Annotated in this window: 21 protein-coding genes and 1 pseudogene; 11 read left to right on the top strand and 11 right to left on the bottom strand. The window is 63.3% G+C overall.

Annotated features, from left to right (window positions below; translation table 11 throughout):
• Positions 1 to 196: 196 nt before the first annotated feature.
• A complete protein-coding gene (crc, locus tag HU750_RS17875; protein WP_003253401.1) occupies positions 197 to 976 on the bottom strand; it encodes a catabolite repression control protein Crc in 780 nt (259 codons plus the stop codon).
• A gap of 80 nt (positions 977 to 1056) precedes the next feature.
• On the opposite strand from crc, the gene pyrE reads away from it, so the two are divergent.
• On the top strand, positions 1057 to 1698 hold the full coding sequence (gene pyrE, locus HU750_RS17870; RefSeq protein WP_008091580.1) for an orotate phosphoribosyltransferase: 642 nt from the start codon (positions 1057 to 1059) through the stop codon (positions 1696 to 1698).
• A 178-nt stretch (positions 1699 to 1876) separates the two neighbouring features.
• On the opposite strand, the gene argB is transcribed toward pyrE, so the two are convergent.
• The 4 genes and pseudogenes from argB to coaBC all read right to left on the bottom strand — a co-directional run bounded on the left by argB (position 1877) and on the right by coaBC (position 5994).
• Positions 1877 to 2782, bottom strand: a complete 906-nt coding sequence (gene argB, locus HU750_RS17865; RefSeq protein ID WP_027592158.1) for an acetylglutamate kinase — start codon at positions 2780 to 2782, stop codon at positions 1877 to 1879.
• 30 nt (positions 2783 to 2812) lie between these two features.
• Positions 2813 to 4186 (bottom strand): annotated as a pseudogene (locus tag HU750_RS17860) (phosphomannomutase/phosphoglucomutase); the annotation flags it as partial.
• Between the two features lie 135 nt (positions 4187 to 4321).
• The gene (gene dut / locus HU750_RS17855) at positions 4322 to 4777 is read right to left on the bottom strand and encodes a dUTP diphosphatase (protein WP_186681494.1); all 456 of its coding nucleotides are present in this window, start codon (positions 4775 to 4777) and stop codon (positions 4322 to 4324) included.
• A gap of 5 nt (positions 4778 to 4782) precedes the next feature.
• Entirely contained in the window at positions 4783 to 5994 is a 1212-nt protein-coding gene (gene coaBC / locus HU750_RS17850) for a bifunctional phosphopantothenoylcysteine decarboxylase/phosphopantothenate--cysteine ligase CoaBC (protein ID WP_027592161.1), read from the bottom strand.
• A 127-nt stretch (positions 5995 to 6121) separates the two neighbouring features.
• Between coaBC and radC the strand changes: the two genes are divergently transcribed.
• Positions 6122 to 6802, top strand: a complete 681-nt coding sequence (gene radC, locus HU750_RS17845) for a RadC family protein (RefSeq protein WP_186681492.1) — start codon at positions 6122 to 6124, stop codon at positions 6800 to 6802.
• A 119-nt stretch (positions 6803 to 6921) separates the two neighbouring features.
• Here radC and HU750_RS17840 read toward each other — a convergent pair whose 3' ends face one another.
• On the bottom strand, positions 6922 to 8511 hold the full coding sequence (locus tag HU750_RS17840; RefSeq protein WP_186681490.1) for an ABC transporter substrate-binding protein: 1590 nt from the start codon (positions 8509 to 8511) through the stop codon (positions 6922 to 6924).
• A 360-nt stretch (positions 8512 to 8871) separates the two neighbouring features.
• On the opposite strand from HU750_RS17840, the gene rpmB reads away from it, so the two are divergent.
• Both rpmB and rpmG read left to right on the top strand, forming a co-directional pair.
• Positions 8872 to 9108, top strand: coding sequence for a 50S ribosomal protein L28 (rpmB, locus tag HU750_RS17835; protein ID WP_003253504.1), 237 nt, complete (start codon positions 8872 to 8874; stop codon positions 9106 to 9108).
• Between the two features lie 11 nt (positions 9109 to 9119).
• Positions 9120 to 9275: a 50S ribosomal protein L33 gene (gene rpmG / locus HU750_RS17830; RefSeq protein WP_003253507.1), complete on the top strand. Its 156-nt coding sequence runs from the start codon at positions 9120 to 9122 to the stop codon at positions 9273 to 9275.
• A 69-nt stretch (positions 9276 to 9344) separates the two neighbouring features.
• Here the strand turns inward: rpmG and HU750_RS17825 are convergent, their stop codons facing one another.
• Complete coding sequence (locus tag HU750_RS17825) at positions 9345 to 9704, bottom strand: cupin domain-containing protein (RefSeq protein WP_027592164.1); 360 nt, start codon at positions 9702 to 9704, stop codon at positions 9345 to 9347.
• 196 nt (positions 9705 to 9900) lie between these two features.
• On the opposite strand from HU750_RS17825, the gene HU750_RS17820 reads away from it, so the two are divergent.
• Together HU750_RS17820 and HU750_RS17815 are read left to right on the top strand one after the other, a co-directional pair.
• Positions 9901 to 11394, top strand: coding sequence for an aldehyde dehydrogenase (locus HU750_RS17820; protein ID WP_027592165.1), 1494 nt, complete (start codon positions 9901 to 9903; stop codon positions 11392 to 11394).
• A 139-nt stretch (positions 11395 to 11533) separates the two neighbouring features.
• Complete coding sequence (locus tag HU750_RS17815) at positions 11534 to 12673, top strand: MFS transporter (RefSeq protein WP_027592166.1); 1140 nt, start codon at positions 11534 to 11536, stop codon at positions 12671 to 12673.
• 121 nt (positions 12674 to 12794) lie between these two features.
• Here the strand turns inward: HU750_RS17815 and HU750_RS17810 are convergent, their stop codons facing one another.
• Positions 12795 to 14348, bottom strand: coding sequence for a phospholipase D family protein (locus HU750_RS17810; protein ID WP_186681489.1), 1554 nt, complete (start codon positions 14346 to 14348; stop codon positions 12795 to 12797).
• A gap of 60 nt (positions 14349 to 14408) precedes the next feature.
• Positions 14409 to 15839 (bottom strand): aminotransferase-like domain-containing protein, encoded by a 1431-nt coding sequence (locus HU750_RS17805; RefSeq protein ID WP_177323868.1) that lies wholly within the window; start codon positions 15837 to 15839, stop codon positions 14409 to 14411.
• Positions 15840 to 16017: 178 nt separating this feature from the next.
• Here HU750_RS17805 and HU750_RS17800 point away from each other — a divergent pair, with 178 nt between their 5' ends.
• The gene (locus tag HU750_RS17800) at positions 16018 to 16248 is read left to right on the top strand and encodes a DUF1127 domain-containing protein (protein ID WP_186681487.1); all 231 of its coding nucleotides are present in this window, start codon (positions 16018 to 16020) and stop codon (positions 16246 to 16248) included.
• 28 nt (positions 16249 to 16276) lie between these two features.
• Here HU750_RS17800 and HU750_RS17795 read toward each other — a convergent pair whose 3' ends face one another.
• Complete coding sequence (locus tag HU750_RS17795; RefSeq protein ID WP_186681485.1) at positions 16277 to 17569, bottom strand: NAD(P)/FAD-dependent oxidoreductase; 1293 nt, start codon at positions 17567 to 17569, stop codon at positions 16277 to 16279.
• Positions 17570 to 17702: 133 nt separating this feature from the next.
• Here HU750_RS17795 and HU750_RS17790 point away from each other — a divergent pair, with 133 nt between their 5' ends.
• Positions 17703 to 18056, top strand: a complete 354-nt coding sequence (locus HU750_RS17790) for a YkgJ family cysteine cluster protein (protein ID WP_027592171.1) — start codon at positions 17703 to 17705, stop codon at positions 18054 to 18056.
• Between the two features lie 2 nt (positions 18057 to 18058).
• Here the strand turns inward: HU750_RS17790 and dadR are convergent, their stop codons facing one another.
• On the bottom strand, positions 18059 to 18547 hold the full coding sequence (gene dadR, locus HU750_RS17785) for a transcriptional regulator DadR (protein WP_003258963.1): 489 nt from the start codon (positions 18545 to 18547) through the stop codon (positions 18059 to 18061).
• Between the two features lie 155 nt (positions 18548 to 18702).
• On the opposite strand from dadR, the gene dadA reads away from it, so the two are divergent.
• From dadA to relB, 3 genes are all read left to right on the top strand, one after another.
• Positions 18703 to 20007, top strand: a complete 1305-nt coding sequence (gene dadA, locus HU750_RS17780; protein WP_186681483.1) for a D-amino acid dehydrogenase — start codon at positions 18703 to 18705, stop codon at positions 20005 to 20007.
• A 147-nt stretch (positions 20008 to 20154) separates the two neighbouring features.
• Positions 20155 to 21228: an alanine racemase gene (gene alr / locus HU750_RS17775; protein WP_186681481.1), complete on the top strand. Its 1074-nt coding sequence runs from the start codon at positions 20155 to 20157 to the stop codon at positions 21226 to 21228.
• A gap of 123 nt (positions 21229 to 21351) precedes the next feature.
• Complete coding sequence (gene relB, locus HU750_RS17770; RefSeq protein WP_027592174.1) at positions 21352 to 21900, top strand: type II toxin-antitoxin system RelB family anti-toxin; 549 nt, start codon at positions 21352 to 21354, stop codon at positions 21898 to 21900.
• The last annotated feature ends 28 nt before the right edge of the window (positions 21901 to 21928 follow it).

Raw genomic sequence — 21928 nt, 5'->3', positions numbered from 1 at the left:
CAACTCGCTTACGAACTTTGTTCTCTGCTCGACAACGCGGTCCAAAGGGCTGGCTGATTTCCCAGAGGACGGAATGCCCCCAGAAATTTGAACAAGACAGTTGCTCCCACCGCGACTGCGCAAACTTCAAGTCATGCGCTATGCCCGTGGGAGCTGGCTTGCCGGCGATGGGGCGCGAAGCGGCCCCAATGGCTTTCTAGATGGTCAACGTCCAGTCATAGTCCACAATCAGCGGCGCATGCTGCGAGAAGCGCGGCTGACGCGGCAGGCGGGCGTTACGCACGAAGCGGCGCAGGCCTGGGGTGAGGATCTGGTAGTCGAACCGGTAGCCCAGGTTGAGCATCTCGGCCTGTTCGTTGTCCGGCCACCAGCTGTACTGGTCGCCTTCACGGCTGACTTCACGCAGGGCATCCACGTAACCCATCTCGCCCGTGATCGCGTCCATCCAGGCACGCTCCGGTGCCAGGAAGCCAGGCGATTGCTGGCTGTCGCGCCAGTTTTTGATGTCGAGCTTCTGCTGCGCCACGTAGAACGAGCCGCAATAGATGTACTCGCGACGCTTGCGCCGCTGTTTGTCCAGGTACTTGGCGAAGTCGTCCATCAACTTGAATTTCTGGTTCAAGTCTTCGTCGCCGTTCATGCCCGAAGGCAGCAGCAAGCTGGCAATACTGACTTTGTCGAAATCTGCTTGCAGGTAACGCCCGTAACGGTCGGCTGTCTCGAAGCCCAGGCCGGTGATGACTGCCTTGGGCTGCATGCGCGAGTAAAGGGCTACGCCACCTTGGGCGGGCACCTCCGCGTCGCAGGCATAAAGGAAATAGCCATCGAGCTGGAAAGCTGGGTCGTCGAGTTCAAAGGCCGAGGCGCGGGTATCCTGAAGGCAGATGACGTCGGCATTCTGGGCTTGCAGCCAGCTGAGCAAACCACGCTCGGCCGCAGCCTGAATGCCATTTACGTTCACACTGATGATCCGCATAAATGGCCCCAAAAATCTCGTGCGTGTATGATACCCGAGCTCAACTCATTTAGCTAAATCCGTGGTGTCCGGGACTTTCCATGCAGCCGTATCAGCGCGACTTCATTCGTTTTGCCATCGACCGCGGCGTTCTGCGCTTCGGCGAATTCACCCTGAAATCGGGGCGTACCAGCCCGTACTTCTTCAATGCCGGCCTGTTCAACACCGGTTCTGCACTGGCGCAGTTGGGCCGTTGCTACGCGGCGGCCATCGTCGACAGCAAGATCCCGTTCGACGTGCTGTTTGGCCCAGCCTACAAGGGTATCCCCCTGGCGGCGACCACCGCCGTGGCCCTGGCCGATCAGCATCAGCTCGACGTGCCATGGTGCTTCAACCGCAAAGAAGCCAAGGATCACGGCGAAGGCGGCAGCCTGGTTGGCGCGCCTTTGGCGGGTGACGTACTGATCATCGACGACGTGATCACGGCCGGCACGGCCATCCGTGAAGTCATGCAGATCATCAATGCCCAGCAGGCCAAGGCCGCTGGCGTGCTGATCGCGCTTAACCGCGAAGAGCGCGGCAATGGCGAGCTGTCGGCGATCCAGGAAGTGGAGCGTGACTTCGGTATTCCGGTGGTCAGCATCGTTTCGCTGACCCAGGTGCTGGAGTTCCTGGCCGATGATCCGCAGCTCAAGCAGCATCTGCCTGCTGTTGAGGCGTATCGGGCGCAGTACGGGATCTGATTCCGGCTCGGTAATAAAAAAGGCGACCTTTGCGGGTCGCCTTTTTTGTTTCTGCCTGTTCCGGCCTCTTCGCGGGGCAAGCCCGCTCCCACAGGGTGCCCGCTGAATTCAGGTTCAGCGCAGGTCTTGTGGAAGCGGGCTTGCCCCGCGAAGAGGCCGGGACAGACTAAGCAATCACTCAGCGCGGCTTGCGGTTGGTGATCAGGGTACCCACGCCGCTGTCGGTGAAGATCTCCAGCAGTACCGCGTTCGGCACGCGGCCGTCGATGATGTGCGAGCTGTTCACGCCGCCCTGCACCGCATCCAGTGCGCACTTGATCTTCGGCAGCATGCCGCCGTAGATGGTGCCGTCGGCGATCAGTTCGTTGACTTGCTCAGTGGTCAGGCCGGTCAGCACCTGGCCCTGCTTGTCCATCAGGCCGGCGATGTTGGTCAGCAGCATCAGCTTCTCGGCTTTCAGTGCCTCGGCAACCTTGCCCGCCACCAGGTCGGCGTTGATGTTGTACGACTCACCGTTGGCGCCCACGCCGATCGGCGCGATCACCGGGATGAAGTCACCCTTGACCAGCATGTTCAGCAGGTCGGTGTTCACGCTCACGACTTCGCCGACATGGCCGATGTCGATGATTTCCGGGGTGGTCATCTCTGGCGTCTGGCGGCTGACGGTCAGCTTCTTGGCGCGGATCAGCTCCGCGTCCTTGCCGGTCAGGCCGATGGCGCTGCCGCCGTGGCGGTTGATCAGGTTGACGATGTCCTTGTTGACCTGGCCGCCCAACACCATCTCGACCACGTCCATGGTGGCCGAGTCGGTCACGCGCATGCCGTCGATGAAGTGGCTTTCGATCGACAGGCGCTTGAGCAGGTCACCGATCTGTGGGCCACCACCGTGGACCACCACCGGGTTGATGCCCACAGCCTTCATCAGCACGATGTCACGGGCGAAGCCGGTTTTGAGCTCCTCGCTCTCCATCGCGTTGCCGCCGTACTTGATCACCAGTGTCTTGCCGACAAAGCGGCGGATGTAAGGCAGTGCTTCGGACAAAACTTCGGCTACATGGGAAGCGGCATCGCGATCGAGGGTCATGCAGGGCTCCTGTAAGGAACAGATAGTCGGTCAGAACGGCAGTTGCAGCTCAGGGGCAACCCGCAGCAACTGGGCGCGGAAAACATCCTTGATACGTTGCAATTCGGCGTCGTTGTCGGCCTCGAAGCGCAGCACCAGCACCGGCGTGGTGTTGGAGGCGCGTACCAGGCCCCAGCCGTGGGCGTAGTCGACCCGCACACCGTCGATGGTGGTCAGGTTGGCCGCGCCCCAGTCGGCGTCGCGTTGCAGTGCATCAATGATGCTGAATTTACCCTCGTCGGTCACATCAATATTGATTTCCGGCGTGGAAATATCGTTCGGGAACGCTGCGAACAGGCTTTCGGCGTCTTGCCCGGCCTTGCTGAGGATCTCCAGCAGGCGTGCGGCACTGTAGATGCCATCGTCGAAACCGTACCAGCGTTCCTTGATGAAGATGTGCCCGCTCATCTCGCCGGCCAGCAACGAACCGGTCTGCTTCATCTTCTTCTTGATCAGCGAGTGGCCGGTCTTCCACATCAGCGCGCGGCCGCCATGCTGTTCGATCAGCGGGGTCAGGCGACGGGTGCATTTGACGTCGAAGATGATCTCGGCGCCCGGGTTGCGCGACAGCACGTCCTGGGCAAACAGCATCAGCAGGCGGTCGGGGTAGACGATGGTGCCGGTGTTGGTCACCACGCCTACGCGGTCGCCGTCACCGTCGAACGCCAGGCCGATGTCGGCCCCGGTTTCCTTGACCTTGGCGATCAGGTCCGCAAGGTTTTCCGGCTTACCTGGGTCTGGGTGGTGGTTAGGGAAGTTACCGTCCACCTCGCAGAACAGCGGGATAACGTCGCAGCCCAGGGCTTCGATCAGCTGCGGGGCGATGACGCCGGCAGCGCCGTTGCCGCAGTCCACCACCACCTTGAGCTTTTTCGCCAGCTTCACGTCGCCGACGATTTGCTGGTAATAGCGCTCGAGGATTTCGACCTTTTCCACGCTGCCTTCGCCACGGCTCAGGTCGTTGGTTTTCAGGCGGGTCTGCAGGGCCTGGATCTGTTCGTTGGCCAGGGTGTCTCCTGCGATGACAATCTTGAAGCCGTTGTAGTCCGACGGGTTGTGGCTGCCGGTGAGCATCACGCCCGATGTGCCGGCCAGCACGTTGGCGGCGTAGTACAGCGCGGGGGTCGGCACCAGGCCGACATCGCTGACCTGGCAGCCGGCGTCAGCCAGGCCTTTGATCAGCTGTTCCACCAGCATTGGGCCGGACAAGCGGCCATCACGGCCAACGGAGATCTTGGGCTCGCCCTGGGCGAGGGTCTGCGCGCCGATGGCGCGGCCGATCCAGTAGGCGGTTTCGGCATGGAGGGTCTTGCCGACCACGCCGCGAATGTCATAAGCGCGGAAAATGCTGTCCGGCAGTGCGGGGACCAGGTGGGCCATTTCGTTCATCTCTGGAAGCTCCATTAGTCAAAGGCTGTCTGGGCAGGCGCAAACTGAACGCTTGGACGGTGGTTTCGCCAGAGAGTTCGCCATCCTTGGCCTGAACGGTCAGCTGTCGGCTCAGTGGCTGCCGGAGTGGCCGAAGCCGCCAGTTCCCCGCTGGCTTTCGTCGAAGGCTTCGACGATGTCGAAATGCGCCTGCACCACCGGCACCAGCACCAACTGGGCGATACGCTCGCCAATGGCGATGGTGAACGGGGTGTCGCCGCGGTTCCAGCACGACACCATCAGCTCGCCCTGGTAGTCCGAGTCGATCAGGCCGACCAGGTTGCCCAACACGATGCCGTGCTTATGGCCCAGGCCCGAGCGCGGCAGGATCATGGCTGCCAGGCCCGGGTCGCCGATGTAGATCGACAGGCCGGTGGGGATCAGCAAGGTCTGGCCGGGCTCGAGGACGGTGTCCTCCTTGAGCAGGGCGCGCAGGTCCAGGCCGGCAGAGCCTGGGGTGGCGTACTGCGGCAGGGGGAATTCAGTGCCCAGGCGTGGGTCGAGGATCTTGGCTTGAAGAGCGTGCATGTAACTTATTGAACCTGGTTGAGCCGTTCGGCGATGAAGGCGACCAACTGCCGGGCGATCTTGCCCTTGCTGGTCTGCGCAAAGAGGGTCTGGTGCTGCTGGCGGTCGATCACGGTCAAGGCGTTCTCTTCGCTGTTGAAGCCGATGCTGGGGTTGGCCACATCATTGGCGACGATCAGGTCGAGGTTCTTGTCCTTCAGCTTGCGTGTGGCGTAATCGAGCAGGTGTTCGGTTTCGGCGGCGAAGCCGACGCTGAACGGGCGGTCGCCACGGCCAGCGATGGTCGCAAGGATATCGGGATTACGCACCATCTGCAGCAGCATGCCGTCGCCGGTCGTAGGATCTTTCTTGAGTTTTTGCGTGGCAACTACCTCTGGGCGGTAGTCCGCGACCGCTGCCGAGGCAATGAACAGGTCGCAGGGCATGGCCGCTTCACAGGCCGCGAGCATGTCCCGCGCGCTGACCACGTCGATGCGGTTGACCCGGTCGGGGGTCGGCAGGTGCACCGGGCCGGTGACGAGGGTCACCCGAGCACCGGCTTCGGCAGCCGCTTCGGCCAGGGCGAAGCCCATCTTCCCGGAGCTATGATTGGTGATGTAGCGGACCGGGTCGATGTTTTCCTGGGTTGGGCCGGCAGTGATCAGCACGTGTTTGCCGGTCAGCGTCTGGCGCTTGAAGCTTTCGGCGGCGCACCAGGCCAGGTCGGTGGCTTCGAGCATACGGCCAAGGCCTACGTCGCCACAGGCTTGGCTGCCGGAAGCTGGGCCGAACACCTGGATGCCGCGGCTTTTGAGCAGGTCGAGGTTGGCCTGGGTGGCCGGGTCACGCCACATCGCCTGGTTCATGGCCGGGGCGACGGCAACGGTGGCGTCGGTGGCCAGGATCAGGGTGGTCAGCAGGTCGTCGGCCATGCCTTGGGCCATGCGCGCCATGAGGTCGGCCGTGGCGGGGGCGATGAGGACCAGGTCGGCCCACTTGGCCAGCTCGATATGGCCCATGGCCGCTTCGGCGGCGGGGTCGAGCAGGTCCATGTGCACCGGGTGGCCGGACAGCGCCTGTAGGGTCAGCGGGGTGATGAACTCTGCACCGCCACGGGTCATGACGACGCGCACCTGCGCGCCGTGCTCCAGGAGTCGGCGGATCAGTTCGGCGCTTTTGTAGGCGGCAATGCCGCCACCGACGCCGAGGACGATGCGCTTGTGATACAGCCGCTGCATAGGCTTTTGCCTTTTTCCAGTGAAAGCGGGCGGCGACAAGAACTGCCTGCGGCAGAACGTCGCATGTACGAGGCGAAATAGATTAACACAGGGCCCAAACGTGCCGCAGCAGGACCAAGGAGTGGGGATGAGTATCAGGGAATGGCCGGCAGAAGAACGGCCGCGGGAGAAGTTGTTGTTGCGGGGGGCTGCGGTGCTGTCGGACGCCGAGCTGGTAGCGGTGCTGCTGGGCTCGGGCGTTGCCGGGCGTAACGTGCTGGAGCTGGCGCGGGGGTTACTGGTTCGCTTTGGGGGCCTGAGGCCATTTCTGGAGGCTGATCGCCAAGCCATTTTGCGCGAGCCAGGTCTTGGGCCCGTGAAGTACGCCCAGTTGCAGGCACTTCTGGAGATTGGCCGGCGCTACCTGGATGAGACGATCGAGCGTACGCCGGCTCTGGAGAGCCCGGAGGCGGTGCGGCGCTACCTCAAGGCCATGCTGCGCCATGAGGCCAGTGAGGTGTTTGGCTGCCTGTTTCTGGATACCAAGCACCGGCCGCTGGCGTTCGAGATCCTGTTCAGGGGGACGATCGACCGGGCCAGTATCTACCCGCGGGAAGTGGTGCGCCGAGCGTTGCTGCACAACGCAGCGGCGTTGATCCTGTGCCATAACCACCCATCGGGCAACAGCGAGCCCAGCCAGGATGATGTGCACATGACGTTGGCGCTAAAGCGCGCGTTAGGGCTGATCGATGTGCGGGTGCTCGACCACATCATCGTGGGCGATGGCGAGCCGTTGTCGATGGTGGAGGAGGGGTGGATCGTTGCTTAGCGGTGTACTTGTGCCGGCCTCTTCGCGGGGCAAGCCCGCTCCCACAGGTACCGCACAGCATTCAAAGGCTGTGAGGTCCTTGTGGGGGCGGGCTTGCCCGCGAAGAGGGCGGCACAGGCTTACTTGGTCACCGAAACCTTGCTGAAATCCAACCGCCCAAACGGGCTCACCTGGTACCCCTCGACGCCCTGGCGCAGCAGGGTAGCCGCGGTCGGATGCGCCAGCGGCACCCACAGCGCCTGCTGCTGGATCAGCGTCTGTGCCTGCTGGTACAGCCGGCTGCGTACGCTCTGGTCATTGGTGGTGCGCCCCGCGTTGATCAGCTGGTCGAGGCGGCTGTCGCAGAACCGTGCAAAGTTGGTCCCCGACTTCACCGCCGCACAGGAAAACTGCGGGCTGAGGAAGTTATCCGGGTCGCCGTTGTCACCCGCCCAGCCCATGAACAGCAAGTCATGCTCGCCGGCCTTGGCGCGGCGGATCAGCTCGCCCCACTCGATCACGCGGATTTCGGCCTTGATGCCGATCTTGCCCAGGTCGGCCTGCAGCATCTGCGCGCCAAGGCTGGGGTTGGGGTTGAGCAGGCTGCCCGAAGGGCGGGTCCAGATTGTGGTGCTGAAGCCGTCAGGCAGGCCAGCCTTGGTCAGCAAGGCCTTGGCCTTTTTCAGGTCCAAGGGGTAGCCGGGCAGGTCCTTGGCGTAGCTCCAGGTGTTGGGCGGGTAGGGGCCGTTGGCGGCCGTCGCGGTGCCTTCGAACACCGCCTTGAGGTAAGCCTGTTTGTCGAAGGCCAGGTTGATGGCCTGGCGCACCTCTGGCTTGTCCAGGGGCGGGTGTTCGCTGTTGATGGCGACGAAGGCGGTCATGAAGGCCGGCGTGCTGGCTACCGTGAGGTTGCCATCCTTGCCGGCTTCAGCGATGTCCAGCGGCTTGGGCGAGAGGGCCACCTGGCACTCGTTGCGCTTGAGTTTTTGCAGGCGCACGTTGGCATCGGTGGTGATGGCGAAGATCAGCGGGTCGACCGCAGGCTTGCCGGCGAAGTAGTCGGGGTTGGCGCGGTAGCGCACCACGGCGTCCTTCTGGAAACGCTGGAAGACGAACGGCCCGGTGCCGATCGGCTGGCTGTTGAGCTTGTCCGGCGTGCCCGCCTTGAGCAGTTTGTCGGCATACTCGGCGGAATAGATCGAGGCAAAGCCCATGCTCAAGGTGGCCAGGAACGTGGCATCCGGGTGGGTCAGGGTGAAGCGCACAGTGTGCGGCTCGGGGGCATCGATCGACTTGATCAGGCTGCCCAGTTGCAGCGATTGCGCATGCGGGTAACCGCCCGGCGCAGTCTTGTGCCAGGCGTGGGCCGGGTAGAGCATGCGCTGGAAGCTGAACAGCACGTCGTCGGCGTTCAGCTCGCGGGTCGGTTTGAAGTAGGCGGTGGTGTGAAACTTCACGTCATCGCGCAGCTTGAAGTCGTAGATCAGGCCGTCTGCTGACAACGTCCAGCTCGCCGCCAGGCTGGGGACAACCTTGCCTTGGCCGGCGTCGAACTCCACCAACCGGTTCATCAGCACGTCGGCCGAGGCATTGGTGGTGGTCAGCGAGTTGTACTGGACCACGTCGAAGCCTTCGGGGCTGGCTTCGCTGCAGACACTCAGCGGGGCTGCCTGGGCGATGCCGGCGGCAAACAGGGAGGTAAACAATAAGGAAAAGGCGGCGGCACGCATCGTGACTCCTTGGCTGTCAGTGGCCCATCTGCCAGTGCAGTCTGGAAACGTCCTACCCTAGTGCGCGCATCAGCAAATGACCACCCTCTTTTTCTGTCGGCTGGCGACGAGTGGTCGACAGTGCGCCGCGCTAGTCGCTATGCTGCTCGCGCACGATTTGCCTCAGCTAGATGCTCATCATCTGTTGTTGCAATGCAGTCTTTCTGGTATAAAGCAGCGCTCTTTTCTAGGGGCTCGGCCTGTCGCATCAGCGGATCCGGTCGATAAGACCTCCAGAATCACGGCGCCTGGCGCCAAAGACTGAGAGATTAAGCGGCCAACCCATGCCGGGTTGGGCATGTGGTTTTAGAGGGCTGAGTCATGTCGAGAGTCTGTCAAGTTACTGGTAAGGGTCCAGTAACCGGGAACAACATTTCCCACGCAAACAACAAAACCCGTCGTCGTTTCCTGCCGAACCTGCAGCACCACCGTTTCTGGGTTGAATCCGAGAAGCGTTTCGTGCGTCTGCGCGTTTCCGCCAAGGGCATGCGTATCATCGACAAGCGCGGCATCGACGCCGTTCTGGTTGACATCCGTAAAGCTGGCGCCAAGGTTTAAGGGAGAACATCATGCGTGAATTGATCCGTCTGGTTTCGAGTGCCGGTACCGGCCACTTCTACACCACCGACAAGAACAAGCGCACCACTCCGGACAAAATCGAGATCAAGAAATATGATCCGGTTGTTCGCAAGCACGTGGTGTACAAGGAAGCCAAGATCAAGTAATTGATCGGCAACCTTAAAAAAAACCCGCATCCGAAAGGACGCGGGTTTTTTTTTGCCTGCCAGGGCCCCTTACTTCTGCTCGAACATCACGTAGATCTTGCGGCAAGGCTCCAGCACCTCCCAGGTGCCTTTGAAGCCGGCCGGGATGACGAACCGATCACCGGCGCGCAGGGTCTTGGCGCCGCCATCCTGGTCGCGCAGCACCGAAACGCCCTGCACGATCTCGCAGTATTCGTGCTCGGTATAGTTCACGGTCCACTGCCCGACTTCACCTTCCCAGACACCCGCCGCAAACTGGCCGCACGGGCTGGAGTAGTGGTTATAGACGGCCTGGTCGGGCTCGCCCTTGAGGATTTTCTCTGCCGCCGGGCGGTAGCGTTCAGCCTCGGTCAGAACCTGGGCGAAGTCGATGATGCTGGCGATGCTCATGGTGCGGCTCCTGTTGTTGTTTAATAAAATGCACATCAGTAGGCTTTTAGGCCTTTCGTGTCAAATATATTGATAGTTTACACAGGCTGGTTTAGGGTGTCGTTTGCCCGTGCGCGCGCGTCGCCCGGCCAGAATTCTGACAACGCCAGTGAGTCCTCAGTGCGGCGTTGCACCTAAACAAGAGGAGGAGTTTCGTATGACCACCCTGACTCGTGCGGACTGGGAACAACGTGCCCAGCAACTGAAGATCGAAGGCCGTGCCTTCATCAACGGCGAATACACCGACGCCGCATCCGGTGAGACCTTCGAGTGCCTGAGCCCGGTCGACGGACGCTTCCTGGCCAAGGTCGCCAGCTGCGACCTGGCTGACGCCAACCGTGCCGTCGAGAACGCCCGCGCCACCTTCGATTCCGGCGTCTGGTCGCGCCTGGCTCCGGCCAAGCGCAAGGCCAAGCTGATCCGCTTCGCCGACTTGCTGCGCAAGAACGTCGAAGAGCTGGCACTGCTCGAAACCCTGGACATGGGCAAGCCGATCGGCGACTCCTCGACCATCGACGTCCCAGGCGCGGCACAAGCCCTGCACTGGAATGCTGAAGCCATCGACAAGGTCTACGACGAAGTCGCACCGACACCGCATGACCAACTCGGCCTGGTAACCCGTGAGCCGGTGGGCGTCGTAGGCGCCATCGTGCCGTGGAACTTCCCGCTGCTGATGGCCTGCTGGAAACTCGGCCCGGCCCTGGCCACCGGTAACTCGGTGGTGCTCAAGCCGTCCGAAAAATCGCCACTGACCGCCATCCGCATCGCCCAGCTGGCCATCGAAGCCGGCATCCCGGCCGGTGTGCTGAACGTGTTGCCAGGCTACGGCCACACTGTCGGCAAGGCCCTGGCCCTGCACATGGACGTCGACACCCTGGTGTTCACCGGTTCGACCAAAATCGCCAAGCAGCTGATGATCTACGCTGGCGAATCGAACATGAAGCGCATCTGGCTGGAAGCCGGTGGCAAGAGCCCAAACATCGTCTTCGCTGACGCACCGGACCTGCAAGCCGCTGCCGAAGCCGCTGCCAGCGCCATCGCTTTCAACCAGGGCGAAGTCTGCACCGCGGGTTCGCGCCTGCTGGTCGAGCGCTCGATCAAGGACACGTTCCTGCCCCTGGTGGTCGAGGCCCTCAAAGGCTGGAAACCGGGCAACCCACTTGACCCGCAGACCACCGTTGGCGCGCTGGTCGATACCCAGCAGATGAACACCGTGCTGTCGTACATCGACGCTGGCCACAAGGATGGCGCCAAACTGCTGGCCGGTGGCAAGCGCATCCTCGAAGAAACCGGCGGCACTTATGTCGAGCCGACCATCTTCGACGGCGTGACCAATGCCATGAAGATCGCCCAGGAAGAAATCTTTGGCCCCGTGTTGTCGGTGATCACCTTCGACACGGCCGAAGAAGCCATCGCCATTGCCAACGACACGCCGTACGGCCTGGCGGCTGGCATCTGGACTTCGGACATTTCCAAGGCCCACAAGACCGCCCGTGCCGTGCGCGCTGGCAGCGTCTGGGTCAACCAGTACGACGGCGGCGACATGACCGCGCCGTTCGGTGGCTTCAAGCAGTCGGGCAACGGCCGTGACAAGTCGCTGCATGCGCTGGAGAAGTACACCGAGCTGAAAGCGACCTGGATCAAGCTGTAAATCGCTGGGGCCGCGATGCGGCCCATTCGCGGGGCAAGCCCGCTCCCACAGGTTCACCGCTGATTTCACAATCGCGGAGTACCTGTGGGAGCGGGCTTGTCCCGCGAATGGGCCCAAGAAAATCCAACAGGGGGAGCACATGCGCTGGGGCACCTACTTCGCCGTACTGGCATCCGTACTCAGCGTCGGCCTTGCGCTTGGCGTGAGCATGCCGCTGGTCTCCCTGCGCCTGGAGGCCTGGGGCTACGGCAGTTTCGCCATCGGCGTAATGGCAGCGATGCCCGCCTTGGGCGTACTGCTGGGTGCCAGCCTGGCCAGCCGCCTGGCCGGTTGGGTCGGCGTGCCTGCGGCCATGCGCCTGTGCCTCTGGGGCGGCGCGCTGTCGATCGGCCTGGTTGCGGTGCTTCCAAGCTACCCGCTGTGGCTGGCCCTGCGCCTGCTGATCGGTATGTCCCTGACTGTGGTGTTCATCCTCGGCGAAAGCTGGATCAACCAATTGGTGGTCGAGCAATGGCGTGGCCGCCTGGTGGCGCTGTATGGCAGCAGCTATGCCTTGAGCCAACTGGCCGGGCCGCTGGTGCTGGGCTTTCTCGGTTCGGACGACGACTTTGGGTTCTGGGCCGCGACCGGCTTGCTGTTGCTGGCACCGCTGGTGCTGTTGGGCCGCGGCGGGGCGCCGACCACTGAAGCCTACAGCGTCACCTTCCGCGACTTGGTCGCTTTCTGCCGCCGCCTGCCGGTGATCGCCTGGGCAATCGCCCTGTTTGCCTCGTTCGAGGCGATGATCCTGACCTTGTTGCCGGTCTACAGCCTGCAGCAAGGGTTCACCACCGAGGTTGCCTTGTTCATGGTGAGCACAGTGGTGGTAGGCGATGCAGTGCTGCAGTTGCCGATCGGCGCGCTGGCTGACCACATGTCGCGGCGCACCCTGTTCACCGGTTGTGCGGTGACCTTGATGTGCTCCAGCCTGGCGATTCCGTTGCTGCTGCACACGCCGGTAATCTGGCCGCTGTGGGTGCTGTTCGGGGCCAGTGCCGGGGGGTTGTTCACCCTGTCGCTGGTGCTGATCGGCGAGCGTTATCGGGATGATGCGCTGGTACGTGCCAATGCCCATGTGGCGCAGCTGTGGGGCATCGGTTGCCTGCTCGGGCCGCTGTTGGCCGGGGCGGGTAGCCAGTGGATCAGCGGGCATGCGTTGCCGTTGTTGATGGCTATTGGGGCCGCAGGGCTGGTGGTGTTGACCCGTCGGCGCGGTGCCTTCGAACCTGCGCCTGCCTGATGTTCTTTGGAAGCTTTGCGGCCCTTTCGCAGCACAAGGCTGCTCCTACAGGAATACGCGGTGCTCTGTAGGAGCAGCCTTGTGCTGCGAATGGGGCGCAAAGCGCCCCCCGCCATCGGAACTACAGCATCTTCTCCAGGCCAACCGCCTTGCTGATCCAGGCATTGAAGCGCCGCCAGAGCCCGCCGGGCTCTGCTGTCAGCGTGTGCAGCTGGCCATTGTCCTCGGTCACCCAGACCAGCTTGTCATTGGCCAGCCTCACCTGATAACTCAGCGCGGGCGCCATGCCCTGCACGGCTAGCTCGCGGGTGTATTCGGCCAACTCCGGGCTGTCCACCAGCACCCCCACCTCGGTATTCCACAGCACCGAACGCGGGTCGAAATTGAACGAGCCGATGAACGTCTTGCGCCGGTCGAAGACGATCGCCTTGCTGTGCAGGCTCGAATCGGAGCTGCCACGGAAGCTCAGGCGCCCGGCGCTCGGGTCGCCCGGCTGGCGGCGCAGCTCGAACAGTTGCACACCATGTTCGAGCAGCGCACGGCGGTAGGGCGCATAGCCGCCATGCACCGCTGGCACATCGGTGGCTTCCAGCGAATTGGTCAGCAGCCTGACCGACGCCCCGGCATCGGCACGGCCGGTCAGGTACAGCAACCCCGGCTCGCCCGGCACGAAGTACGCCGATACCAGGATCAGCTCTTTGTGCACGTTGGCCAGGTCCGGCGCCAACTGCTGGCTCAGCAGCAGGTGCGGGTCGGGCTCATCATCGGCTAGCACCTTGCTCGGCGCATCCCACAGCGCTTGGCTGTGGGCCCAGATCAGCTCGTTGCGCCAGATATCCAGGCGCGGCTGTGACTGGTACGCCATCAACCGGTCATACAAGGCCTTGCGCCGCGTCCGCGCCTCGGCCAAGGAAACTTCCAGGCGGTGCCGGCTGGCGCGCAGGTCGTCGGCATCCGGCAGGCGCCAGAGAAAATCGCCGATCGGTCGGCTCAGGGCGCTGTTCCAGTACTGGTCGAAACTGTGGCCAAGTTGTTCGGCCACCGGGCCTACGCCCAGCAAGTCGATGTCGGTGAAGTTGAGGTTGGGCTCGGCATCGAAGTACTCGTCACCCAGGTTGCGCCCGCCGACGATGGCCATGCTGTTGTCCACCAGGAACAGCTTGTTGTGCATGCGCCGGTGCTGGCGCGACAGGTTGAACAGGCGGCCTACGGCCCGCGTGGCGCCGGTGCTGCGCCCCAGGTGCAGCGGGTTGAAGACGCGGATCTGGATGTTCGGGTGGGCATCGAGGGTGCCCATGATGGTGTCCAGGCCATCGCTGGTGGTGTCGTCCAGCAGGATGCGCACGCGCACGCCACGGTCGGCGGCACGCAGCAGCTCATGCACCAGCGCGCGGGTGCTGAGGCCGTCGTGGACGATGTAGTACTGCAGGTCGATGCTGGCCTGGGCGTTGCGGATCAGCTCGGCGCGCGCGCGAAACGCCTCGTTGCTGTTGGGCAACAGGCGAAAGCCCGAGCGCCCCTCATAAGGTGCCGCCTGGCGCAGCACCGAGCGGCCGAAGGCGGAATCGTTGGCCGGCAGCGCCTGGCTGACTTCGCGAGGGGCGCCGACGCTGGCACAGCCTGCAAGGCCGAGCAGTAGCGTCAGCAGAAGCGGCAGAGCTTGCTGCAATCTCAAGGTAAGCGCGTCCTGTACAGCAAAGGCTTAAGGGGTTGGACCGTGGAGGGCGGCGCAAAGTTACGCGCAGGCGTCGTCCTGATCCAGTAGACGAAGGGCGGTTTCACCCACGTTGCGCACGGCGGCCTCGATTGCCGGCGTAGGTTGGGCGGCGAAATTCATGCGCAGGCAGTGACGGAACTTGCCCGAGGCCGAGAAAATGCTGCCCACGGCAACCTGCACCCCCTGCTCCAGTAAAGCGCGGTTCAGCCGCAGCGTGTCGAAATGTTCGGGCAGTTCGACCCACAGCATGAAGCCCCCCTGGGGTCGGCTGACCCGGGTGCCCGGTGGGAAGTAACGGGTGACCCAGTCGCTCATCACGTCGCGGCTGCGTTGGTATTGGCTGCGCATGCGGCGCACGTGGGGCTGGTAATGGCCGGCCTTGATGAAGTCGGCAATGGCCAGTTGCGGCTGGCTGGCGGTGCTGCCGGTGCTGATGTACTTCATGTGCAGCACCCGCTCCAAGTAACGCCCCGGCGCGACCCAGCCGATGCGCAGGCCGGGGGCCAAGGTCTTGGAGAACGAGCTGCACAGCAACACGCGGCCGTCGTCGTCGAACGACTTGAGGGTGCGCGGGCGCGGGTAGGTGTAGGCCAGGTCGCCGTACACATCGTCTTCCAGAATGGCCACGTCGTAGCGCTGGGCCAGGCTCAGCAACGCCTTCTTGCGCGCCTCGGGCATGATGTAGCCGAGCGGGTTGTTGCAGCTCGGGGTGATCTGGATGAGCTTGATCGGCCACTGCTCCAGGGCCAGCTCCAGCGCTTCGAGGCTGATGCCGGTGACCGGGTCGGTGGGGATCTCCAGTGCCTTCATGCCCAGGCCCTTGAGGGTTTGCATGGCGCCATGGAAGCTGGGCGAGTCGACCGCGACGATATCGCCCGGCTCGCACACCGCGCGAATGCTGCAGGACAGCGCCTCATGGCAGCCGGTGGTCACCACCAGGTCGGCCGGGCCCAGGCGGCAGCCGGAGTCCAGCATCAAGCGGGCGATCTGCTCGCGCAGGGCCAGGTTGCCATGGATGTTGTCGTAATACAGGCCAGGCATGTCCTGGCGCCGGCTCAGTTGGGCGAGGCTGCGCAACAGCGGCTTGAGGGTCGGGCTGTTGACGTCGGGCATGCCGCGGCCCAGTTGCATCACGTCCTGGCGCGGGGTGCTGCGGACCAGTTCCAGCACCTGTTCCCACTGGGAAATATCCACAGGGCGCTGGGCCGGGCGGCTGACGGCGGGCAGGGCAGGGAGGTGGCGGTGTTCGCTGACAAAGTAGCCCGACTTGGGCCGCGGCGAGACCATGCCGCTGTCTTCGAGCATGCGGTAGGCCTGCTGCACGGTGCTCAGGCTGACGCCGTGTTCCATGCTGAGGGCGCGCACCGAAGGCAGGCGCTGGCCGGGGCGATACAGGCCTTGTTCGATACGGGCGCCGAGCAGCTCGGCGAGGTTGAGGTAGAGCGTCACGGCATACTCCAGCGTCGCCTGCATACAGCGACCAGTACAGTTGCGCTGAAAATACAGCATTCACGCGTCGATTCGCCAATTCTGTATGGGAATAATAAGCCGCTAGTGGATCTGTATTGTCACCATTGCCAACGCGCATGCTTGCTCCACGGTATCAACTGAACGGGAGAACGCAGTGATGGGTGGCATGAGCGATATGCGCTTGCAACTGATGGCCAAGGACCTGGACGCCGGGCAGCGGGCCAAGGTCTTCAATGCGCCAGCGGGCCTGAGCCGTTGGGGGCTGATGGTGCATCGCTGGCATACCCGCAAGGCGCTGCTGCAGCTGACAGACGATGAGTTGCGCGATGTCGGGCTGAGCTGGGAGCAGGCCCGTACAGAAGGGCGCAAACCCTTCTGGAAGGCATAAACGGCCCAATTTGTAGGAGCGGCAGCGTTCAGACCAGCTCTTTCAGCCGGTGCCAGAGCATCCCCAGTGCCAGCAGTGGCGAGCGCAGGTGCTTGCCGCCTGGGAAGGTGATGTGCGGCACCTTGGCGAACAGGTCGAAGCGCCCGCTTTGCTGGCCACTGATGGCCTCGCCCAGCAGGCGCGCGGCCAGGTGGGTAGCGTTCAGCCCATGGCCGGAGTATGCCTGGGCGTAATAGACATTCGGCTGGCTGGCCAAACGGCCGATCTGCGGCAGGCGGTTGGCGCCAATGCCGATCATGCCGCCCCATTGGAACTCGATGCGCACATCGGCCAGGTGCGGGAAAACCTTGAGCATTTTCGGCCGCATGTAGGCGGCGATGTCTTGCGGGTCGCGGCCGGAATAGTGGCAGGCACCGCCGAACAGGAGCCGGTGGTCCGCAGACAGGCGATAGTAGTCCAGCGCTACGCGCTGATCGCACACGGCCATGTTCTGTGGCAGCAGTGTGCGCGCGCGTTCCTCGCCCAGTGGCTCGGTGGCAATGATGTAGCTGCCGGCGGGCAGCACCTTGCCGCCCAGCTCGCGGTTGAGGTCGTTGTGGTAGGCATTGCAGCACAGCACGAGGGTCTTGGCGCGAACCTGGCCTTGAGCGGTGTGCACCTTGACCTCAGGGCCATACTCGATGCGGGTGACTTCCGACTGCTCATACAGGCGCACGCCTAGGCGGCTGGCTACGGCCGCCTCGCCAAGTGCCAGGTTGAGTGGGTGCAGGTGGCCCGAGCCCATGTCGATCAGGCCGCCGACATAGCACTCGGCGCCGACCACGCTGTGGATATCGTCTTTGCCGACCAGGCGCAGCTCATGCTCGTAGCCCAAGCTGCGCAGTGCTTGAGCCTCTTCGGCAAAGCCCAGCAGCTCAGCAGGTTTATTGGCCAGGTCGCAGTAGCCCCAGGTCAGGTCGCAGGCGATGGCGTGGCGCTCGACCCGCTCGCGAACGATCTCCACGGCTTCCAGGCCCATCAGCTTCATGCTGCGCACGCCTTCTTCGCCGATCACCGGGAGGAACTGATCCAGGCCATGGCCGACCCCGCGGATGAGTTGCCCGCCGTTGCGCCCGCTGGCGCCCCAGCCGAGCTTGCGGGCTTCCAGCAGGATCACCGAGAGGCCACGTTCGGCCAGTTCGATGGCGGTGTTCAGGCCTGAATAGCCGCCGCCGACGATGCACACGTCGGCGCTGTGCTCGCCTTGCAGGAAAGCGTGGTCGGGGTGGGGCGCGCTGCTGGCGGCGTAATAGGAGGCGGCGTGCTGCGCGCTGTGGATCATGGGGCAGGTCCTGGGCAGGAAAACAGAAGGGGGGAGGATAAGCTGGGGTTTTGTGGTGGGGCAACTGGCCCAATCGCCGGCTTGCCGGCGATTGGCCCTATAATTCGACCTCGACCCTCAGTGTGTACCCGCCATGTCCTGCAACCGCCACAAGATCCACTTCCTGCGCGAGCTCATCCCCTCATTCGAGTGCGAGCCCGGTTGCCACGATTGCTGCGGTCCGGTCACCACGTCCACCGAAGAAATGGCCCGCCTGCCGCGCAAGACCGAGGCGGAGCAGGCCGCTGCGCTGGAGCACCTGGACTGCGTGCACCTGGGCCCCAATGGTTGCACGGTGTATGAAGAGCGGCCGATGATCTGCCGCCTGTTCGGCACCACCCCGCGCATGGCCTGCCCGCGCGGTCGCGGCCCTGAACAGATGATCGAGCCCGAGGCCGAGCAGCTCGTTCACCAGTTCATCGCCACCACCCGCCAAGTGCTGGTCTAGCCTCAGTCCGGAATCGGCAGGCAGAGGCTCTCTTTTACCTCCTCCATCACGATGTAGCTCTTCGACTCGCGCACGTGCGGCAGCTTGAGCAGGATGTCGCCCAGCAGCTTGCGGTACGAGGCCATTTCCGAGATGCGCGCTTTCACCAGGTAGTCGAAGTCGCCTGAGACCAGGTGGCACTCCAGCACATGGGGCAGCTTGAGCACGGCGCGGCGGAACTCCTCGAAGGTGTCGCCAGACTTGTAGTCCAGGCTGATTTCGACGAACACCAGCAAGCTGCCCTTCAGGTGCTGCGGGTTGAGCCGGGCGTTGTAGCCCATGATGATGCCCTCGCGCTCCAGGCGGCGGACGCGCTCGGTGCACGGGGTGGTGGAAAGCCCAACTTTCTCGCCCAGTTCGGTGAAGGAAATACGGCCGTCATTCTGCAGGATCCGCAGTATGTTGCGGTCGATCTTGTCCAGTTCACGCTTGCTCTGGTGCTGGGTTCTCATAGGGGATGCCCCTCCGTGAAAGGCAATATTGCCGAGAATTCTCGCCAAATATAGGCTTTTATATAGTGAATTGCACTGGTCTGTAATTTTTATACTGCGCGCATCCATGCCATTTCAACAAAAGACTGCGGTGCGCCGCGTGCGAGGGATCAACAATGCGAGTTCTGGTACTTGGTAGCGGTGTCATCGGAACCGCCAGTGCCTATTATCTGGCCCGGCAAGGTTTTGAAGTGACGGTGGTCGACCGCCAGCCAGCGGCGGCCATGGAAACCAGCTTCGCCAACGCAGGCCAGATCTCGCCCGGCTATGCCTCGCCCTGGGCTGCCCCGGGTGTGCCGCTCAAAGCCATCAAGTGGCTGCTCGAACGCCATGCGCCACTGGCCATCAAGCTCACCGGCGACGTTGACCAGTACCTGTGGATGGCACAGATGCTGCGCAACTGCACCGCCAGCCGCTATGCGGTGAACAAGGAGCGCATGGTGCGCCTGTCCGAGTACAGCCGCGACTGCCTCGACGAGCTGCGCGCCGAAACCGGCATCGCCTACGAAAGCCGCACCTTGGGCACTACCCAGTTGTTCCGCACCCAGGCTCAGGTCGATGCCGCAGCCAAGGACATCGCTGTGCTCGAACAGTCCGGCGTGCCTTATGAACTGCTCGACCGCGATGGCATTGCTCGCGTCGAACCGGCCCTGGCCGGGGTAAAAGACATCCTCGCCGGTGCACTGCGTCTGCCCAACGACCAGACCGGCGATTGCCAGCTGTTCACCACCAAGCTCGCCGACATGGCGCAGAAGCTGGGTGTGGAGTTCCGCTTCGGCCAGGACATCCAGCGCCTGGACTTTGCCGGTGACCGCATCAACGGTGTATGGATCGACGGCAAGCTGGAAACCGCCGACCGCTACGTGCTGGCCCTGGGCAGCTACTCGCCGCAAATGCTCAAGCCACTGGGCATCAAGGCGCCGGTCTACCCGCTCAAGGGTTACTCGCTGACCGTGCCGATCACCAACGCCGAGATGGCGCCGACGTCGACCATTCTCGACGAGACCTACAAGGTTGCCATCACCCGGTTCGACAACCGCATCCGCGTTGGCGGCATGGCTGAGATCGCCGGTTTTGACCTGTCGCTCAACCCGCGTCGGCGCGAAACGCTGGAGATGATCGTCAACGACCTTTATCCTCGCGGCGGTGACCTGAGCCAAGCCAGTTTCTGGACCGGCCTGCGCCCGGCCACCCCGGACGGTACGCCGATCGTGGGTGCCACAGCGTTCCGTAACCTGTTCCTCAACACAGGCCACGGCACCTTGGGCTGGACCATGGCGTGCGGCTCCGGTCGCCTGCTGGCAGACCTGATTGCACGTAAAAAGCCGCAGATCAGTGCCGAAGGGCTGGATATTTCCCGGTATGGCAACAGCCGGGAAGTGGCCAAGCACGGGCAGACCGCGCCCGTTCACCAGCAATAAGTTCACCTGTACCGGCCTCTTCGCGGGCAAGCCCGCTCCCACAGGGACCGCACAGCTATCGAACACTGTGCAGTACCTGTGGGAGCGGGCTTGCCCGCGAAGAAGCAGACACTGTTTTTAAACTGAACCACCATAAGGCATGCCGCCATGCGTCCCGCCCGCGCCCTGATCGACCTCCAGGCCCTGCGCCACAACTACCGCCTCGCCCGTGAACTGACCGGCGCCAAAGCCCTTGCCGTGATCAAGGCCGATGCCTACGGCCATGGCGCGGTGCGTTGCGCCCTGGCGCTGGAAGCCGAAGCCGACGGCTTTGCCGTGGCCTGCATCGAAGAAGCACTGGAGCTGCGCGCCGCGGGCATCAAAGCCCCCGTTTTGCTCCTCGAAGGCTTTTTCGAGGCCAGCGAGCTGGCACTGATCGCCGAGCACGACCTGTGGTGCGTGGTTCATTCGCTGTGGCAACTCGAAGCGATCGAAAAGACCCAGGTGCACAAGCCAGTGACGATCTGGCTGAAGCTCGACAGCGGCATGCACCGCGTCGGCCTGCACCCCAAGGATTACCACGAGGCGTATCAGCGCCTGCTGGCCAGCGGCAAGGTGGCGCGCATCGTACTGATGAGCCATTTCGCCCGTGCCGACGAACTGGACGCCGACGCCACCGCCGAGCAGATCGCGGTGTTCGAGGCTGCGCGTCAGGGCCTGGCCGCCGAGTGCAGCCTGCGCAACTCGCCCGGCGTGTTGGCGTGGCCACAGGCTGGCGGCGACTGGGTACGCCCAGGCCTCATGCTGTATGGCGCCACCCCCTTCGAAGTCGCCCAGGCTGAGGCGCAACGCCTGCAACCGGTGATGACCTTGCAATCGCGCGTCATCAGCGTGCGCGAACTGCCCGCCGGTGAGCCGGTTGGCTACGGCGCCAAGTTCACCAGCCCGCGGCCGACCCGTGTCGGCGTGGTTGCCATGGGCTACGCCGATGGCTACCCGCGCCAAGCCCCCAATGGCACCCCGGTGATGGTCGCCGGCAAGCGCGCCCAGCTGATCGGCCGGGTCTCGATGGACATGCTCTGCATCGACCTGACCGATGTGCCTGAGGCTAACATCGGCAGCCCGGTAGAGCTGTGGGGCAAGCAGGTGTTGGCCAGCGAAGTGGCTGCGCAGGCCGGCACCATCCCCTACCAGATCTTCTGCAACCTGAAGCGGGTGCCGAAAGACTACTGCGGTGAGTAAGTGCGACGAATGAGACGCTGAAGCGGACAGCTTGAGGGGTGGTGTGTTGTAAATACTGAACGGCATTGCCATGATATCGTTCACATCCACCCCTATTTCTACCCGTTTCAGGAGGCTCCAGCTTTGGACGTCGGCGAACGACTGCAAGCCATCCGCAAGCTCAAGGGCCTGTCACAACGTGAACTCGCCAAGCGCGCGGGCGTAACCAACAGCACCATCTCGATGATCGAGAAAAACAGCGTCAGCCCTTCGATCAGTTCGCTGCGCAAGGTGTTGAGCGGCATTCCGATGTCGATGGTCGAATTCTTTTCGGTCGAACTGGCTGTCGAGAGCCCGACGCAGATCGTCTACAAGGCCGATGAGCTGATCGATATCTCGGACGGCGCGGTGACCATGAAACTGGTGGGCAAGTCGCACCCCAACCGGGCCATCGCGTTTCTCACCGAGGTTTACCCACCGGGTGCCGACACCGGCGCCGAAATGCTCACCCACGACGGCGAGGAGACCGGCATCCTGCTCGAAGGCCGGCTTGAACTGGTGGTCGGCAACGAGGTGTTCATCCTCGAAGAAGGCGACAGTTACTACTTCGAAAGCACCCGCCCGCACCGCTTTCGCAACCCCTTCGACGCGCCGGCCCGGCTGATCAGCGCGGCGACGCCTTCAAACTTTTGATCCAGCGCAGTGCATTGATTCGGCAATA

Source organism: Pseudomonas sp. SWRI50 (assembly GCF_014269095.1).
GTDB lineage: Bacteria > Pseudomonadota > Gammaproteobacteria > Pseudomonadales > Pseudomonadaceae > Aquipseudomonas > Aquipseudomonas kermanshahensis.
The sequence above is the reverse complement of the archived record's forward strand: the minus strand, read 5'-3'. Positions and strand labels throughout refer to the sequence as shown.

Coding starts and splice junctions, on each gene's coding strand:
- crc (WP_003253401.1), bottom strand. CDS start 976: ATGCGGATCATCAGTGTGAACGTAAATGGCATTCAGGCTGCGGCCGAG.
- pyrE (WP_008091580.1), top strand. CDS start 1,057: ATGCAGCCGTATCAGCGCGACTTCATTCGTTTTGCCATCGACCGCGGC.
- argB (WP_027592158.1), bottom strand. CDS start 2,782: ATGACCCTCGATCGCGATGCCGCTTCCCATGTAGCCGAAGTTTTGTCC.
- dut (WP_186681494.1), bottom strand. CDS start 4,777: ATGCACGCTCTTCAAGCCAAGATCCTCGACCCACGCCTGGGCACTGAA.
- coaBC (WP_027592161.1), bottom strand. CDS start 5,994: ATGCAGCGGCTGTATCACAAGCGCATCGTCCTCGGCGTCGGTGGCGGC.
- radC (WP_186681492.1), top strand. CDS start 6,122: ATGAGTATCAGGGAATGGCCGGCAGAAGAACGGCCGCGGGAGAAGTTG.
- HU750_RS17840 (WP_186681490.1), bottom strand. CDS start 8,511: ATGCGTGCCGCCGCCTTTTCCTTATTGTTTACCTCCCTGTTTGCCGCC.
- rpmB (WP_003253504.1), top strand. CDS start 8,872: ATGTCGAGAGTCTGTCAAGTTACTGGTAAGGGTCCAGTAACCGGGAAC.
- rpmG (WP_003253507.1), top strand. CDS start 9,120: ATGCGTGAATTGATCCGTCTGGTTTCGAGTGCCGGTACCGGCCACTTC.
- HU750_RS17825 (WP_027592164.1), bottom strand. CDS start 9,704: ATGAGCATCGCCAGCATCATCGACTTCGCCCAGGTTCTGACCGAGGCT.
- HU750_RS17820 (WP_027592165.1), top strand. CDS start 9,901: ATGACCACCCTGACTCGTGCGGACTGGGAACAACGTGCCCAGCAACTG.
- HU750_RS17815 (WP_027592166.1), top strand. CDS start 11,534: ATGCGCTGGGGCACCTACTTCGCCGTACTGGCATCCGTACTCAGCGTC.
- HU750_RS17800 (WP_186681487.1), top strand. CDS start 16,018: ATGGGTGGCATGAGCGATATGCGCTTGCAACTGATGGCCAAGGACCTG.
- HU750_RS17795 (WP_186681485.1), bottom strand. CDS start 17,569: ATGATCCACAGCGCGCAGCACGCCGCCTCCTATTACGCCGCCAGCAGC.
- HU750_RS17790 (WP_027592171.1), top strand. CDS start 17,703: ATGTCCTGCAACCGCCACAAGATCCACTTCCTGCGCGAGCTCATCCCC.
- dadR (WP_003258963.1), bottom strand. CDS start 18,547: ATGAGAACCCAGCACCAGAGCAAGCGTGAACTGGACAAGATCGACCGC.
- dadA (WP_186681483.1), top strand. CDS start 18,703: ATGCGAGTTCTGGTACTTGGTAGCGGTGTCATCGGAACCGCCAGTGCC.
- alr (WP_186681481.1), top strand. CDS start 20,155: ATGCGTCCCGCCCGCGCCCTGATCGACCTCCAGGCCCTGCGCCACAAC.